The sequence below is a fragment of the Nostoc sp. DedQUE04 genome (assembly GCF_034530995.1).
GTDB lineage: Bacteria > Cyanobacteriota > Cyanobacteriia > Cyanobacteriales > Nostocaceae > Nostoc.
In genome coordinates, this window is the sequence record NZ_JAVRCA010000114.1 from 1 (window position 1) to 13737 (window position 13737).

Here is a 13737-nt window from a genome sequence, read left to right on the forward strand (position 1 = left end):
CAAGTTTCTCAAACCCAGTCCCCGTGAGCATTTGCCATTTGCGGATGAGTCTAATGCCCAATGCCCAATGCCCAATGCCCAATGCCCAATGCCCAATGCCCAATTACCTTGTAATTCTCCGCATATAATTTCCCCACAACTGAGCTGCTTGAGCGCTGCTACCAGATGTCGGGGAATTATTGTCGTTTCCCAGCCAAACACCAGTTACAAGTCGCTGACTGGGGATAAAACCAATAAACCACAAGTCAACGTTTTTATCAGTTGTGCCAGTTTTACCAGCTTCCCCTAGTCCAATGGCTGCACTACGACCAGTACCTCTGGCGATTACACCGCGCATCAAACTAGTCATTTCATCAGCGACATTATTTGTCAACACTCGTTTGTTGGCACCTGGATCTTGGTCGAAGGAGTAGATTACCCGACAGGTTTTGATATCTTTGCGATCGCTGCAATCACCACTGTCTAAAATTCGGCTAATGGCATGGGGAGGATTCGACACACCGCGATTGCCAATAGCGCCAAAAGCACCAGTCATTTCCAAAACATTAACTACACTTTGACCCAGTACCAAGCCGGGAACTGGATCTAGGTTTGATTTTATTCCCAAACGCTGCGCCATTGCCACAACTTTATCCAGCCCAACTTGTCTGGCAACTCGCAAGGCGATGGGATTTTCTGAAAGCGCCAGTCCGGTGGCAATATCTAAACTAGTGTCAGCACCTGCACGACAGGGTTTATAAGTAAAGCCTTGCCAAGTTAAAGGCGCGCAGGAATAACTGTTGGATGGTGAAATTCCCTGTTGAATCGCGGCGGTGTAAGCAAAGATTTTGAAGGTGGAACCTGGTTGTCTTTTGGCTTGAACAGCACGATTGAACTGACTTTTTTTGTAATCAGTCCCGCCTACCATTGCCAATATACTGCCCGTACTAGAGTCAAGAGTGATTAGCGCCCCTTGAGAAAAATTAAAATTTCTACCAGAGTTGTTCACCGAATTATTCAACGCTGCTTCTGCTTGTCTCTGTATGGTTGGATCGAGCTTGGTTTCAATGATATAGTTTCCCTCTCTTGCAGCTCCCTCCCCCAAAATTGATTCGAGTTCAGAGAAGACATAACTGTAAAAATAAGGTGCGATCGTTTTAGCTTGCTGTTCGCAGACTTTAGGACTAATTTGGACAGTGGAGCGTCTAGCTCGGTTCGCATCCTCTGCTTTAATTTTGCCCATCTCCAGCAACCGCTTAATTACGCGATTTCGGTATTCAGCTGCTTCTAGCTTATTTGGCCCATCCCCACAAAAATCGAAGGCGTTGGGTGCTGGTAAAATTCCTACCAATGTTGCTGCTTCTGCCAAAGTTAATTCTTTAGCCGACTTTTCAAAATAATATCGGGCTGCATCCTCAAAGCCAGAGGTATCTCCTCCCAAAAAAACCCGATTTAAGTACATCAGCAAAATATCATCTTTGCTGTAAAATGTTTCGAGTTTTAGGGCGACAACTGCCTCCCGCAATTTCCGGCCAAGGGTATCCTGTCTGCCTACATACTCGCGGAACAAACTGCGGGCAACTTGCTGGGTGACAGTGCTGGCTCCTTGTTGCACATCTCCGGTGCGGCTATTAATCAACACAGCTCGTAAAATCCCCAGAGGATCGACCCCAAAGTGCCAGTAGTAACGACTATCTTCTGAAGCCACTACCGCAGCAGGCAAATAAGGGCCAAATTCCTCTAATCGCTTCATGTCTACATGAGAGATTGTCCGAGGTTCTCTCAGAGGAGTGGCTCCATCACGGGCGTAAACAACTACTGGGGCGCGTGTCGCTGTCGGTAGAGGTTTGACTGAAAATTTCAGCCATTCGACGCCAATCACTAACGTTAACAGCGCACTGACACCACCAACTCCATAAGCTGTCCAACTTGCAGCTTTGACATACCATGCTGGTGGGTCGACATATTGCAACCGTACAGAAGCGGCTAATTCTGGGGGCCCCAGAGTCAGAATATCGCCGTGACGCAGTTCTAGAGAACTAACACGACGTTTGCCACGATAAATGCCATTGGTGGAGTTTTCGTCTTTGATCGTGAAAACTGGTGTGCGCTGACTAGAATTCCGCGATAATGAGAGGTGAATTTGGCTGACAACAGGGTTACGGATAACGATATCGCTGGATTTCGAGCTACGACCGAGAATATAGCGATCGCCCAACAGTGGATATACTTCTGCTTTATCCGCCCCCGCATCCTGCACCCAAAGTTCTGGTACTTTGGCATTAGGCTTGAGCGCCAATTTTGAAAAATCGACCCTAGCTTGAATCGTATGTACTGCTTGAGTCAGTTGACCTAGTAACGTTTGTGGCTTGTGAGGGGGTTGGGGAGAACTCATCGGCTATTCACATCACAGTTTTTAATAAAGAATCGGGCGAATTACAATCAATTTTAGATGTTAGTCTTTCATCATTTTACTCATAAGCCAAAGCATAAATTAGCTATACGTAACTTTTTGAGCTAATTTATACTTTAATTTATGTTAAAGCTAAACTAAGGTTGTAACTTTAATCACTTTTTTATATAGACAAATATTTCTGTATATTATTTTCAAAAGCTTATATAAGCTAGTATAAATAGTTCAAGAACTACAGATATACTTTTTATTTGTGTCTTTTGAAACACTAGTTGTCAATAAATAACTGATTTAATTTTTACCAATTTTACATATCCACATATTCTGAAACAAACCTAAATATCTTCATTTAGGAGGATTTTCTAAATCTTGGTTATCTGCTTTAATGGGGCGAGTGTTCTGTTGAGGTTAATTTGAGAAATGATGGGAAAATCTCTGAGCTTGATTGGTACAGCTTTATCTTTGGCACTTACCACTAATATTGCTGTAGCCGAATCCAGTAAATCCCCCATAGCCCAATCTAGTACCGACTCCACTAGTGCACCAGCGGAAATCAAGCTGTCACCAGAAGGTAAGAAAATTCTGTGCGAGAATTTTCCACTTAATTCACGTTGTCCCGGCGGCACAGCACTCACCCCTAGCGCTCCTGGTAGTACTACAGTACCAGCAGAAACAACACCAGCAGAAACAACAACGCCTGATAGCACCACCACTCCTGACAGCACAACTGCACCAGGAAGCACTCCTTCTGGATCTGGTACTCCCGAAACCACTCCAGCACCAGGAAGCACAACCCCATCGGCACCTGACGCACCTAGCAACTTAACTCCACCACCAGGAAGCGTTACTCCAACCACTCCTGAAGGCGCACCTAGCAACTTAACTCCACCAGGAAGCTCAACCACTCCTGAAGGCGCACCTAGCAACTTAACTCCACCATCAGGAAGCCCAAACACTCCTGAAAGCGCACCTACTACTCCTGGCAGCACTACCGAACCAGGTAGCTCAACTACACCAGAACAACCTGGCACTCCTGGCACTCCTGGCAGCAGCCTCGAACCCGGTAGCTCTCCCAGTACTCCTGGCTCTAGTTCACCAAAAACTCCTACCACAGGTAACTAAATTTAAAGCTGGGGCATAATCTAAATAATGGTTTGCCATCAGCGATCGTCGGTGCATCTTTCGCGATCTCTTGCACCAGTTTGGATAACTGGTGTTAAGTGACAAATAAAAATTGATAAAAACCTTATAAGTAAAGTCTTCGCATATAAGACTGAGCAAGGGTTTCACTAAGTCAATAGCCTGGGATTAATCATCCCAGGCTTAATAGTTTAATGGGATCTGCCAGTTGAAGTCGGTGTTTTTTGGAAGGAAGCAATTAACAGGAAAACAATACCGATACTAATAAATGAATCTGCCACATTAAATACAGCAAAGTTAATCAGGCGAAAATCAAGAAAATCAACGACGTAGCCTAAAACAAAACGATCGATACCGTTGCCCATAGCTCCACCTAAAATCAAGCCATAGCCTAACTGATCCCACAAATTTAATGTTGGACCAATTAACGCCAATGCTATCAACACTAAACTCACTCCTAAAGATAGCCAGCGCAACCACTCTACTTTCCCACTCAACAGACTAAAAGCCGCACCAGTATTAGTGACATACGTAAAGTGAAAGATACCTGGTAAGAGTGGTAGTGTCTGTCCCAAGCTAAAGCTTTGTACTACCCAGTACTTTGTTATTTGGTCTAAGAAAAAAGCAATGAAAGCAGCGATCCAGAAAAGACGATTTTTTAAATGCATGGCGAATTAGTCATTGGTCGTTGGTCGTTGGTCATTAGTCATTGGTCATTGGTCATGAGCTTTTGACAAATGACAAAGGACGAAAGGCAATGAACTAATAAAACATTAAGTGACGCAATATATATGCTATTACACTAACTGCACAGACCACGGTTAGTTGACCTGGTAGTGCAAACCAGGAATATCTAAGGATTGCTTGTATCAAGGTTAGATTTTCTGTGCCTTTCCACTGAAAAAAATAGCTAATAATTAAATAAGTAATACCGCATAGGTGGAGAGTTAATAAGCCACAGACACAACTAAAGGCAAGAGTTTCTAGTCGAGGTCTCGCTTTAAAAGCAACTAAGCCACAAATCCAAGCTCCAGGAATAAAACCTAGTAGATAGCCAAACTGAGACAGCTTGACATAACCAATACCGCCACCATCGGCAAATACTGGTAATAAGGTTAACCCCATGACTAAATAGGCAATTTGCGAGAGCGCACCCGCATTTTTGCCTCCTAAACAACCCACCAACAATACTGCGCCAATTTGAAAAGTGACACCTAAAGAAAAAGTCTGAATTCCGTGCTGACTCCAAGTCCAAGGTAAGGTGATGCCATAAACTTCTAAGAAGGTACCACCCATTGTCAGGAGTAAGCCAATCATAGACCATAGTAATTGATTGGAAGCAGCAAACATTTATCAGGTAACCAAGGAAAAGCAAAAGGGAAAACCAACAGCAACTAGTATATTCATTAATATTGAAATGAAATTTGTGCTGACATCTTAAGAACTAGCATATTTTCTTTTGCCTTTTTGGTATGTAATTTTTCAGTTTTACGAATTTCAGCTTAGGTGTCTATTGTCTAATTTTATTAACTGAGGCGTGTTCTGAATTCTGGTATTTGACCGAAAATACAGTAAAATCTACATTATTGAGCTTGGTATTTATACTATTTTTTCAGATAATTGCCTAAATTGAGCTACAAAGTGCTTAATATTTATAGTGCTTATCAGTTGAGTCTAATACAGACCTAACAAGAACAGCCACTTCCCAAGGAAGTGAAATAATATTCACAGCCTTTATCCTTTTAGGAGAGGTAGAAGTGTATTGGATACAAAGCAAAAGCGCTATTCCATACTAAAATTTTTTCACAACTGAGCCAAAGAATTTACTCTAATAATAAAGTTTTGTAAATGCGTATGAGCTACTTAACCCAGTGCTAGATGTAACTTAAAAGTTAAGTAAGAGTATAAATATTATTAAGCAAAACTAAAAATAAGGGTTTGTTCTTCATCAAAAAAAAACAAGCATTTTTTGTTCTATTAACCTATTGTTAATCTTTATTGCTGTCCTTTAGGAGTATCTTAGAAACGCTCACCTGAAAAGTTACTAAAAAATTGATAGCGATGCTCTTACGTCTTAGTGCAATAAAAACTCATCGCCTCACAGGTTCAATTTCAGTGTTAGCACTGACAATCAGCCTAGCAGCTTGTGGCGGACAGCAAACACCAGATGGTACAGCCACCAAAGATACGCCTTCTGGCACTGCTACAGATACTACTGCTTCTAGCCCAGCTAAATTAGACCTTGGCGGAACCGTAAAGTTAAGCGGGGCTGGTGCGTCTTTTCCGGCACCACTGTACGATACCTGGTTCACAGATTTAAACAAAAAATATCCCAATCTGCAAGTTGACTATGCATCAGTTGGTAGCGGTTCTGGAGTTGAACAATTTATCAAAGGCACTGTAGACTTTGGTGCCAGCGATGTCGCAATGAAGGATGAAGAAATCCAAAAAGTACCAGCAGATAGAGGTGTTATTTTACTACCTGTGACTGCTGGTAGCATCGTGTTGGCTTACAACTTGCCTGATGTTCCAGAACTCAAGCTCCCACGAGCCGTTTACGCCGATATTCTACTAGGCAAAATCACGTCTTGGGATGATGCCCAAATTGCCAAGGCTAACCCAGGTGCAAAGCTTCCAAAAGAGTCAATCACAGTTGTTTATCGTTCAGATGGTAGCGGAACTACGGGTGTGTTCACAAAACACCTCAGCGCTATCAGCCCTGAGTGGAAGAATAAAGTTGGTGAAGGCAAAACCGTCAACTGGCCTAAGGGAGTAGGTGCTAAAGGTAACGAGGGTGTTACTGCCCAAATCCAACAAACTCAAGGTTCCATTGGTTATGTCGAGTATGGCTATGCCAAACAAAATAGTCTCAAGTTTGCTGCTTTGGAAAATAAAGGCGGTAAGTTTGTTGTAGCTAGTGAAGAGTCAGCTTCTAAAACTCTCGAATCAGTAGCTCTACCCGCAAATCTCCGCTCCTTCATTTCCGATCCCGACGGGGCTGATTCCTATCCTATCGTCACTTACACCTGGATTTTGGCTTACAAGAAATATCCCAATGCAGCAAAAGCCAAGGCGATTGAAGCTGCGATCGAATACGCTTTAACTGATGGACAGAAGCAGGCTAGTGCATTAGGATATGTTCCTTTACCCTCAAATGTGATTACAAAGGTAGCTGTTGCTGCTGACCAAATCAGTCCAGAATACAAAATTTCTGTTGCCAGTGGTAATAGCGCTAGCAAGTAAGCAAGCAATAAAACATGCCTATCCAGTAGTAACTTTGGATACGGAGTTACTATTGTATAAGTCAGTTTAAATAGATGATGAGGCAGCAATTTTACTAATCTGGTTGCCTCCCATATTTTTCTCTGATTTTATTCTGAAAGTCGGTATTCATGACTACAAATTCTCAAAATCTGTCATCAGCGATGAAAAATCGCTCTGACGCCGAAAAATCCCTAGATTTGGGTTTTATTTGGCTGACTAAAATTTTCGCTTTTGGGGTTGCTGGTACTTTATTATGGATTGGGTCGCAGGTTGCAATTGCCTCTTGGCCTGCTATCCAAAAGTTTGGTGCTGGCTTTCTAGTCAACACCACTTGGAACCCGGTTAATGATAGCTATGGGGTGCTACCCCAAATTTATGGAACTCTCGTGAGTTCTTTTATTGGTCTGCTGATAGCAGTGCCAATTGGGGTTGGTACTGCAATTGTACTGAGCGAGGATTTTTTACCTGCAAAAGTGAAGCTAGTACTGGTTTTTGCGGTAGAACTGCTCGCAGCTATTCCCAGCGTTGTCTATGGCGTGTGGGGTATTTTCGTTTTGGTGCCAATATTAACCAGCTTGGGAAAATGGCTCAATGGTTACTTTAGCTGGCTGCCATTTTTTAGCACTTCTCCTACAGGGCCAGGAATGTTACCGGCGGGAGTCATCTTAGCGATTATGACTTTGCCCATCATCACAGCTTTATCCCGCGATGCCTTGATTTCTGTACCCCCCAGCTTGCGCCAAGCCTCTATCGGACTAGGAGCAACCCGCTGGGAAACGATTTTACAAGTTCTTATCCCAGCAGCCTTTTCGGGCATAGTTAGTGCTGTGATGTTGGGACTTGGCCGCGCAATGGGAGAAACAATGGCTGTAACGATGTTAATTGGTAACTCCAACAACATCAGTCTCTCTTTGTTAGCACCAGCCAATACAATTTCTTCTCTACTGGCAAATCAATTCTCAGAAGCAAGTGGTTTGCAAGTTGCGGCTTTAATGTACGCGGCTTTAATTCTATTTTTTTTGACACTGGTAGTCAATATTCTGGCAGAGTTGATCGTTCTGAGAGTCAAGCGAATATAGCTTAGTTTTGGGTTAAATTATGACTTCTAATTTTCCAGAGCGCAGTTTAACTCGCTCCGCCATGTCTCAAAGGACACTGTTTAATACAGTGATGACCGTAGTCGCATTTATCTGCGGAGTATTGGCACTTTTACCTTTGCTAGCAGTCCTTTCTTACGTGATTATTAAAGGCTTTAGCAGTCTGAATTTAGCCGTGTTTGTGGAATTGCCACCCAAAGCTCTCCAAAAAGGAGGAGGCTTTGGTAATGCAATTTTAGGCACGCTACTGATGGTAGGAATTGCTGCCTTGATTAGTATCCCCTTTGGAGTTTTAGGGGCGATTTACATCACAGAATTTAGTTCGGCAAGAGTAGCTAGATGGGTGCGTTTTGCAGCTAACGTCCTTAGTGGAGTCCCTTCAATTATTGCTGGGGTATTTGCCTATGGGATTGTAGTTTTGACAATGGTAAAGTTGAATTTAGGATCGTATTCAGCTCTGGCTGGAGGGTTTGCACTGGCAATTTTGATGTTGCCAATTATTCTGCGAACTACTGATGAAGCGTTACAGTTAGTATCGCAAGATTTGCGACAAGCTTCTGTAGGGTTGGGAGCGACTAACTTTCAAACTGTAAGTCAAGTAGTCTTACCAGCAGCTTTACCAGCTATTGTAACTGGGGCAACGCTAGCGATCGCCAGAGCATCTGGAGAAACCGCACCTTTGCTATTTACTGCTCTATTTTCTAACTTTTGGCCAGATGGTTTATTCCAACCAACAGCTTCTCTAGCTGTTTTGGTTTACAAATACGCCATTTCTCCGTTTAAAAATTGGCAATCTCTAGCTTGGGCAGCATCTTTAATTTTGGTATTGATGGTTCTAATCACAAGTATCATCGCTCGCTGGGCAACTCGCAAAAAAGCTTAGTAAACAACCATCCACAGTGCATATCCCATCGCTTAAACTAACACTAGATTTAATTTATGGCTACTAATACTAGGACAGTGAATGACACTGAAACCGTTTTACGCACTGAAAATCTCAACGTTTACTATGGCAAGTTTTTAGCCTTACAGAATATTTGGCTAGATATACCGAAAAATCAGGTGACTGCTTTTATCGGCCCTTCTGGTTGTGGTAAAAGTACGTTGTTGCGATGCTATAACCGTCTCAATGACCTAATTGAATCATTTCGGGCAGAAGGTAAAATACTTTTTTACGATAAAAATTTGTATGCATCCGACATCGATCCTGTAGAAGTGCGTCGGAGAATTGGGATGGTGTTTCAAAGACCAAACCCATTTCCCAAATCAATTTATGACAATATTACTTTTGGAGCTAAAATCAACGGCTATAAAGGTAATTTAGATGAATTAGTAGAAAGCAGTCTTAGAAAAGCAGCTTTGTGGGATGAAGTCAAAGATAAACTACAGCAAAGTGGCTCGTCTTTATCTGGTGGACAACAACAACGATTATGTATTGCTCGTGCGATCGCAGTACAACCTGAAATTATCCTGATGGATGAACCTTGCTCCGCTCTTGACCCCATTTCCACCTTGCGTGTTGAAGAACTGATTCACGAACTTAAAGAGCAATATACTATTGTCATTGTCACCCATAACATGCAGCAAGCAGCGCGTGTTTCTGATAAGACAGCCTTTTTTAATGTTCGGACTTCAGAGACAGGAACCCGTAATGGCTATATGGTAGAGTATGATGCAACAGAAGTAATTTTTAACAATCCTCAGCAGGAAGATACCAGAGATTACGTCAGCGGCAAATTTGGATAAATATTTATTTCACATTACATTGTAGATATTAAAGCAATGAGGGATATTCGAAAATTAAAGTTGTGCGATATTCCTCTATGTTTTTTATTTGAAGGAATTTTTTCTCCCTAACAAACTTCATCTCCATGTTGTCCGATGTCTATTACTTGGTGCGCTCAAAAACTGACGGGAATTATCTTATAGCTCGTCCTGATGCTGAAACATCGGGTTATTTATTGCTGTTTCAAGAAAACTTTGAGGCTCTTAGCTATCTCAACACCCACGCAGCAGAAGTGGCAAATCGCTTTGCGGTGGAATCTATTGCGCGTACACAGTTGGGGAACTTGCTCAAACGCTGGGGTTTTAGCGGTGTGGGCATTGTAACTGACCCGTTATTGCCCAAAGTTGAGTTTTTACAGCATAGTTAAGCTTTACTTCCTCATTTGTTAATTAGATATTCTTCATCAATTTTGGGTTTCGTTCTTTAACTAGCGAGGGCAGCGATCGCACTAATTTATTATTTATACTTATGGTCTATTTTTCACAATGCTTCCATCTGGCATGATGGTGTGGAAAAGTATAGCATTATTGACATCAGCATCAGTACTACCTGTCAAGTTAGCGTAGCTGAGGTTAGCCCCCTCAAAAATAGCAGCCTCCAGCTTAGTATAAGAGAGATCAGTGTCAATCAACAGAGCGTTCTCCAGAGAGGCGCTATACAGGTCAGCCCTATTGAGGTCAGCACCACTGAGATTAGCCCCACTCAGATCCGCACTCAGATGACTACCACTGAGATTAGCCTGTCTGAGATCAGTATTAATCATTTCAGTAGCCTCGAAGTGAGTACCTGCCAAACAAGCCCCACAGAGGTTGGCATCCATTAGGTTTGCACCATCCAAGTAAGCTCTACTCAGATTAATACCACGCAAGTCCGTTCTACTTAAGTTAGCATTACTCAAATCAACTCCAGTAAAATCTCTATCTCCAGCAGCATAACGCTTGAGCAATTCCTCAGCATCCATACCTGAACTTCCGCATTAATTAACATATTCAAAATATTATGGTGTTAAGTAAATAGTTGTGCGATCGCACAAGTAAAATCAGGCAATATGGGTGAACTCAATTCATCACCATTGAATAAGGTAGCAACTAACTTTAAACTCGCTTGTTCGCATCGATATACTTCCACCTGTTGCTTGCGCCAATCTACAATCCAATATTCTCTGACACCTCGTGATGAGTAGAGCTTAAGTTTTAATTCTCTGTCCCGCTTTTCATTTTCATTACCAGCAAATAACACCTCTACAACCAGTTCTGGCGCACCAGTCAAATGCCCTGCCTCGTCTAAAAGTAAAGGCAATCTCTCGTTGCTAGCCCAGACAACATCGGGAATAACATTATCATTATCGCCAAAAATTATTCCTGGAGCAGGTACGACCTGTCCCAAAGAAGTAGCTTGTGACCAAATATGCAATGGTGTAATAATTCTGACACACGTTTTTTGATGATTCCAGTGGGGCGCTTTAGTCACAAACAATTCTCCGTCAATAATCTCATAGCGATTCCCGTTATCTGGAAACAACTCTAAATCGGCGGTAGTCCAGCGCACTCTCTCAGATATCGGCTGGTTCATAAATCATCTCGGTCAGGGGATTTACCTATTTTAGCCTGGGTGGAAATTGAACTTTATAGCGTTTTTTGTTTGTATGCAATACAGTTGACCTCTCTCCTTTTAGGCTTTGAATCTTACTCCCCAACGCTAGTAGGGAAGGGTTGGGGGTGAACTCAACTCAGAAGCGCTATATAGGCTTTGTCTAACGCACCATTTTTATGACTCAATGTTTTATTATCTTAGTTGCACTCCCGTAATCTATATGATATTCCTTTAGAAGAATAATACAATTGACATTCATTGTAAGGAATATTATACTTTGAGGTAGCAAGTGAATTGGACTTGGGAACTTTATCAAGATGTCAATGGGGAAATCCCCAAAGATTTGCTTGCTTTTTTCATTAGGATGATTCCTGAAGAAGAGCAACCAGAAAATCCACCAAAGCCATTACTGAGTCCTTCAGAAACCAGACGTTTGCAAATTAACCTTGGCTACCTGTGTAATAGAGGACTCGCATCACTCACCAGTGGCATTTTTGAGAAACTCGAAGATGACCTGTATGAGTTACGTATGACCAAGAGCGAACATAATCCAAGGTTTATTTTAACGGCTGCGACTCCTCAGCAATTTGTAGTGCTGCACGCCTTTATGAAGAAATACGACAACGCTATTAAAGATAGAGACAAAGAACCTGCAAGAGTAAGATTACGTGAATTGCAGCAGAGGGAAAATTGATGAAAAAACCTAATTTTCAAGCTTGGTTGCAGCAGAAAGTAAGCGACGAACCAGAGGTGATTCTGGCGGGAAAGTTGGAGTATCTGCGCTTATATCTTACCGATGCTATGCGGGAAATACGTAATAAAGCAGGATTAACCCAGGCACAGCTAGCCCAAAAACTGGGAGTCAAGCAAGCGGCTGTGTCCAAATTGGAGTCGGCGTTAAAGGAACATGAGTTGGAATCGGTGTTGCACTATTTACATACCTTAGGTGCAGATTTACTGGTAGCCGTCAAACAAGGGGATGACTTATATCAAGCTAGTGATAACGAAGGTGTATTGCTGGTAGATGTACCAGATGTAGTTTTCCAAAAAGCATTGGCGGCAAACATGAGCGTTCGGGAATATGTGCGTGTCGCCGTTGAGAAGTTTTCTGGCGAGGATGATGGACTGAGAACAGCTTTGGTAAAACTGCTCGAAAGTGACGATTTAGTGGCGGTGAAAGTAAGAGCGCGTTTAGGTTCAAGGACAATCCAAGAAGTTGCTGTAGAGTTGGAAAAATGTTTGAGTCTATCTGAAGAAGATAAGATTTTTGCTGTGAAAAATGTTTTAGCTGCTAATGTCGCGTGTGGAGAAAGTAATCGTGGAAGTAGTGATGAAGTTGATGAAATTGAGTTGTTGGATTTAGCTGAAGAATTGCTAGAGAAGTTGGCAAATATTTAGGATGACACAGACTACAGTCTACCTTGGTGCTACATCTCTAATCTAAAAATAGAGAGTTTTCCATTTATCATTTAGACTGATAAAATAATTTTAAAATTTCGGCAACCTACTTCAGATTTGAGGTTTATCATTATTTGCAAGCCAAAGAAATTAAAACACAATTAAGATTACTAATAGATGAAGCATCTGTCATAGATCCTGGTTTAGCGAAAAGGTTAGAAGAGATCAATCGCTGGGTGAAAGATGTCAAACCGGGTTCGCTGATTGCTAAAAGATTTGTCATTCTGTTTTTGCAACAAATGCTCCAAGATGCTGAAGTTTGGCTGAGACTTAAATCATTAGCATCTGAAGAAGAGCAGCAATCAGCGTTAAGAGTACTGAATCCAACTCTAAAATATTGGTATGGCTACTTGTTTCCTAAATGGTTGAGTGAAAACGACCCTAAATTTTATATCTAGAAACGAAAACTGATGGCGGGGGAGTTCAATCAGGAGGATGCCAAATTAATTGGCTCTATTGCTAATAATATTAAAAGTTGTGGTGGTACGAATATATTACAATATGTTGCAGACCTGTCTATGGCAACTGATATAATTGTTAGCAGTACGCGAGAGAGTCCACTATGTATTCAACTCACTAGTGTCTCAAAAGAATTTTCTCAAGAAAAGTTTGATGATTGGGAAAATACCCTAATTTTTTGGGCAATAGATAAAGGATTATTTTTAAGTTACAATCCCCGTGCAACTGATTTTGTAAATCAGATAGTCAACATATTATTATCTAACAGCGATAATCTCAGTATAGGTAGTTATTTAAAACTTAATTTATAGTTGTCGGTCACTTGCATTTACTGGATTTGTATAGCCACGTTATTACTTAACAAAGTGAGTCCTTATGGTTCAGGAAAAACAATCTGACCGTCAACAGAGATTAGACAATTTTTTACAAGCTGTAGAAGCTGCTCAAAAAGTGCAGGATGACATCATGAAGTATGGGCTTGAAGCCGCTCATTTATACAGCACTTTGTGTAACGGTTTGGTACAGTAGTTGAGAAGATAAAAGTAAAA

General features: G+C 41.7%; 14 protein-coding genes and 1 pseudogene. 9 read left to right on the top strand and 6 right to left on the bottom strand.

Going from position 1 to position 13737, the window contains the following annotated elements:
* Nucleotides 1-103 precede the first annotated feature (103 nt).
* The 4 genes from RM049_RS38080 to RM049_RS38095 form a co-directional block, all read right to left on the bottom strand.
* Nucleotides 104-2374 carry a transglycosylase domain-containing protein gene (locus tag RM049_RS38080; protein ID WP_322707942.1) on the bottom strand — a complete coding sequence of 757 codons (2271 nt, stop codon included), beginning with the start codon at nt 2372-2374 and terminating at the stop codon, nt 104-106.
* Between the two features lie 380 nt (nt 2375-2754).
* Nucleotides 2755-3504 (bottom strand): hypothetical protein, encoded by a 750-nt coding sequence (locus RM049_RS38085; RefSeq protein WP_322675296.1) that lies wholly within the window; start codon nt 3502-3504, stop codon nt 2755-2757.
* Between the two features lie 219 nt (nt 3505-3723).
* Entirely contained in the window at nt 3724-4200 is a 477-nt protein-coding gene (gene lspA, locus RM049_RS38090; RefSeq protein ID WP_322675295.1) for a signal peptidase II, read from the bottom strand.
* Between the two features lie 94 nt (nt 4201-4294).
* Nucleotides 4295-4882: a biotin transporter BioY gene (locus tag RM049_RS38095; RefSeq protein WP_322691330.1), complete on the bottom strand. Its 588-nt coding sequence runs from the start codon at nt 4880-4882 to the stop codon at nt 4295-4297.
* Nucleotides 4883-5593: 711 nt separating this feature from the next.
* Here RM049_RS38095 and pstS point away from each other — a divergent pair.
* From pstS to RM049_RS38120, 5 genes are all read left to right on the top strand, one after another.
* Nucleotides 5594-6775: a phosphate ABC transporter substrate-binding protein PstS gene (gene pstS, locus RM049_RS38100; RefSeq protein ID WP_322707943.1), complete on the top strand. Its 1182-nt coding sequence runs from the start codon at nt 5594-5596 to the stop codon at nt 6773-6775.
* 149 nt (nt 6776-6924) lie between these two features.
* Complete coding sequence (gene pstC / locus RM049_RS38105; protein WP_322675292.1) at nt 6925-7875, top strand: phosphate ABC transporter permease subunit PstC; 951 nt, start codon at nt 6925-6927, stop codon at nt 7873-7875.
* 19 nt (nt 7876-7894) lie between these two features.
* Nucleotides 7895-8776, top strand: a complete 882-nt coding sequence (gene pstA, locus RM049_RS38110) for a phosphate ABC transporter permease PstA (protein WP_322691327.1) — start codon at nt 7895-7897, stop codon at nt 8774-8776.
* A gap of 56 nt (nt 8777-8832) precedes the next feature.
* Nucleotides 8833-9639, top strand: coding sequence for a phosphate ABC transporter ATP-binding protein PstB (gene pstB, locus RM049_RS38115; protein WP_104909556.1), 807 nt, complete (start codon nt 8833-8835; stop codon nt 9637-9639).
* A gap of 125 nt (nt 9640-9764) precedes the next feature.
* Nucleotides 9765-10046: a hypothetical protein gene (locus RM049_RS38120; protein ID WP_322707944.1), complete on the top strand. Its 282-nt coding sequence runs from the start codon at nt 9765-9767 to the stop codon at nt 10044-10046.
* Between the two features lie 99 nt (nt 10047-10145).
* On the opposite strand, the gene RM049_RS38125 is transcribed toward RM049_RS38120, so the two are convergent.
* Both RM049_RS38125 and RM049_RS38130 read right to left on the bottom strand, forming a co-directional pair.
* Nucleotides 10146-10640, bottom strand: coding sequence for a pentapeptide repeat-containing protein (locus RM049_RS38125; protein WP_322707945.1), 495 nt, complete (start codon nt 10638-10640; stop codon nt 10146-10148).
* A 44-nt stretch (nt 10641-10684) separates the two neighbouring features.
* A complete protein-coding gene (locus RM049_RS38130) occupies nt 10685-11251 on the bottom strand; it encodes a Uma2 family endonuclease (RefSeq protein WP_322707946.1) in 567 nt (188 codons plus the stop codon).
* A gap of 310 nt (nt 11252-11561) precedes the next feature.
* Here RM049_RS38130 and RM049_RS38135 point away from each other — a divergent pair, with 310 nt between their 5' ends.
* The 4 genes and pseudogenes from RM049_RS38135 (at nt 11562) to RM049_RS38150 (ending at nt 13717) form a co-directional block, all read left to right on the top strand.
* The gene (locus RM049_RS38135; RefSeq protein WP_322707947.1) at nt 11562-11966 is read left to right on the top strand and encodes a type II toxin-antitoxin system RelE/ParE family toxin; all 405 of its coding nucleotides are present in this window, start codon (nt 11562-11564) and stop codon (nt 11964-11966) included.
* Nucleotides 11966-12670, top strand: coding sequence for a helix-turn-helix domain-containing protein (locus RM049_RS38140; protein ID WP_322707948.1), 705 nt, complete (start codon nt 11966-11968; stop codon nt 12668-12670). Before RM049_RS38135 ends, RM049_RS38140 begins: the two co-directional genes overlap by 1 nt.
* A gap of 134 nt (nt 12671-12804) precedes the next feature.
* Nucleotides 12805-13500, top strand: a pseudogene (locus RM049_RS38145) (hypothetical protein).
* A 64-nt stretch (nt 13501-13564) separates the two neighbouring features.
* Nucleotides 13565-13717 carry a hypothetical protein gene (locus RM049_RS38150; protein ID WP_322707949.1) on the top strand — a complete coding sequence of 51 codons (153 nt, stop codon included), beginning with the start codon at nt 13565-13567 and terminating at the stop codon, nt 13715-13717.
* Nucleotides 13718-13737 lie beyond the last annotated feature (20 nt).

Coding starts and splice junctions, on each gene's coding strand:
- RM049_RS38080 (WP_322707942.1), bottom strand. CDS start 2,374: ATGAGTTCTCCCCAACCCCCTCACAAGCCACAAACGTTACTAGGTCAA.
- lspA (WP_322675295.1), bottom strand. CDS start 4,200: ATGCATTTAAAAAATCGTCTTTTCTGGATCGCTGCTTTCATTGCTTTT.
- RM049_RS38095 (WP_322691330.1), bottom strand. CDS start 4,882: ATGTTTGCTGCTTCCAATCAATTACTATGGTCTATGATTGGCTTACTC.
- pstS (WP_322707943.1), top strand. CDS start 5,594: ATGCTCTTACGTCTTAGTGCAATAAAAACTCATCGCCTCACAGGTTCA.
- pstC (WP_322675292.1), top strand. CDS start 6,925: ATGACTACAAATTCTCAAAATCTGTCATCAGCGATGAAAAATCGCTCT.
- pstA (WP_322691327.1), top strand. CDS start 7,895: ATGACTTCTAATTTTCCAGAGCGCAGTTTAACTCGCTCCGCCATGTCT.
- pstB (WP_104909556.1), top strand. CDS start 8,833: ATGGCTACTAATACTAGGACAGTGAATGACACTGAAACCGTTTTACGC.
- RM049_RS38120 (WP_322707944.1), top strand. CDS start 9,765: ATGTTGTCCGATGTCTATTACTTGGTGCGCTCAAAAACTGACGGGAAT.
- RM049_RS38125 (WP_322707945.1), bottom strand. CDS start 10,640: ATGGATGCTGAGGAATTGCTCAAGCGTTATGCTGCTGGAGATAGAGAT.
- RM049_RS38130 (WP_322707946.1), bottom strand. CDS start 11,251: ATGAACCAGCCGATATCTGAGAGAGTGCGCTGGACTACCGCCGATTTA.
- RM049_RS38140 (WP_322707948.1), top strand. CDS start 11,966: ATGAAAAAACCTAATTTTCAAGCTTGGTTGCAGCAGAAAGTAAGCGAC.
- RM049_RS38150 (WP_322707949.1), top strand. CDS start 13,565: ATGGTTCAGGAAAAACAATCTGACCGTCAACAGAGATTAGACAATTTT.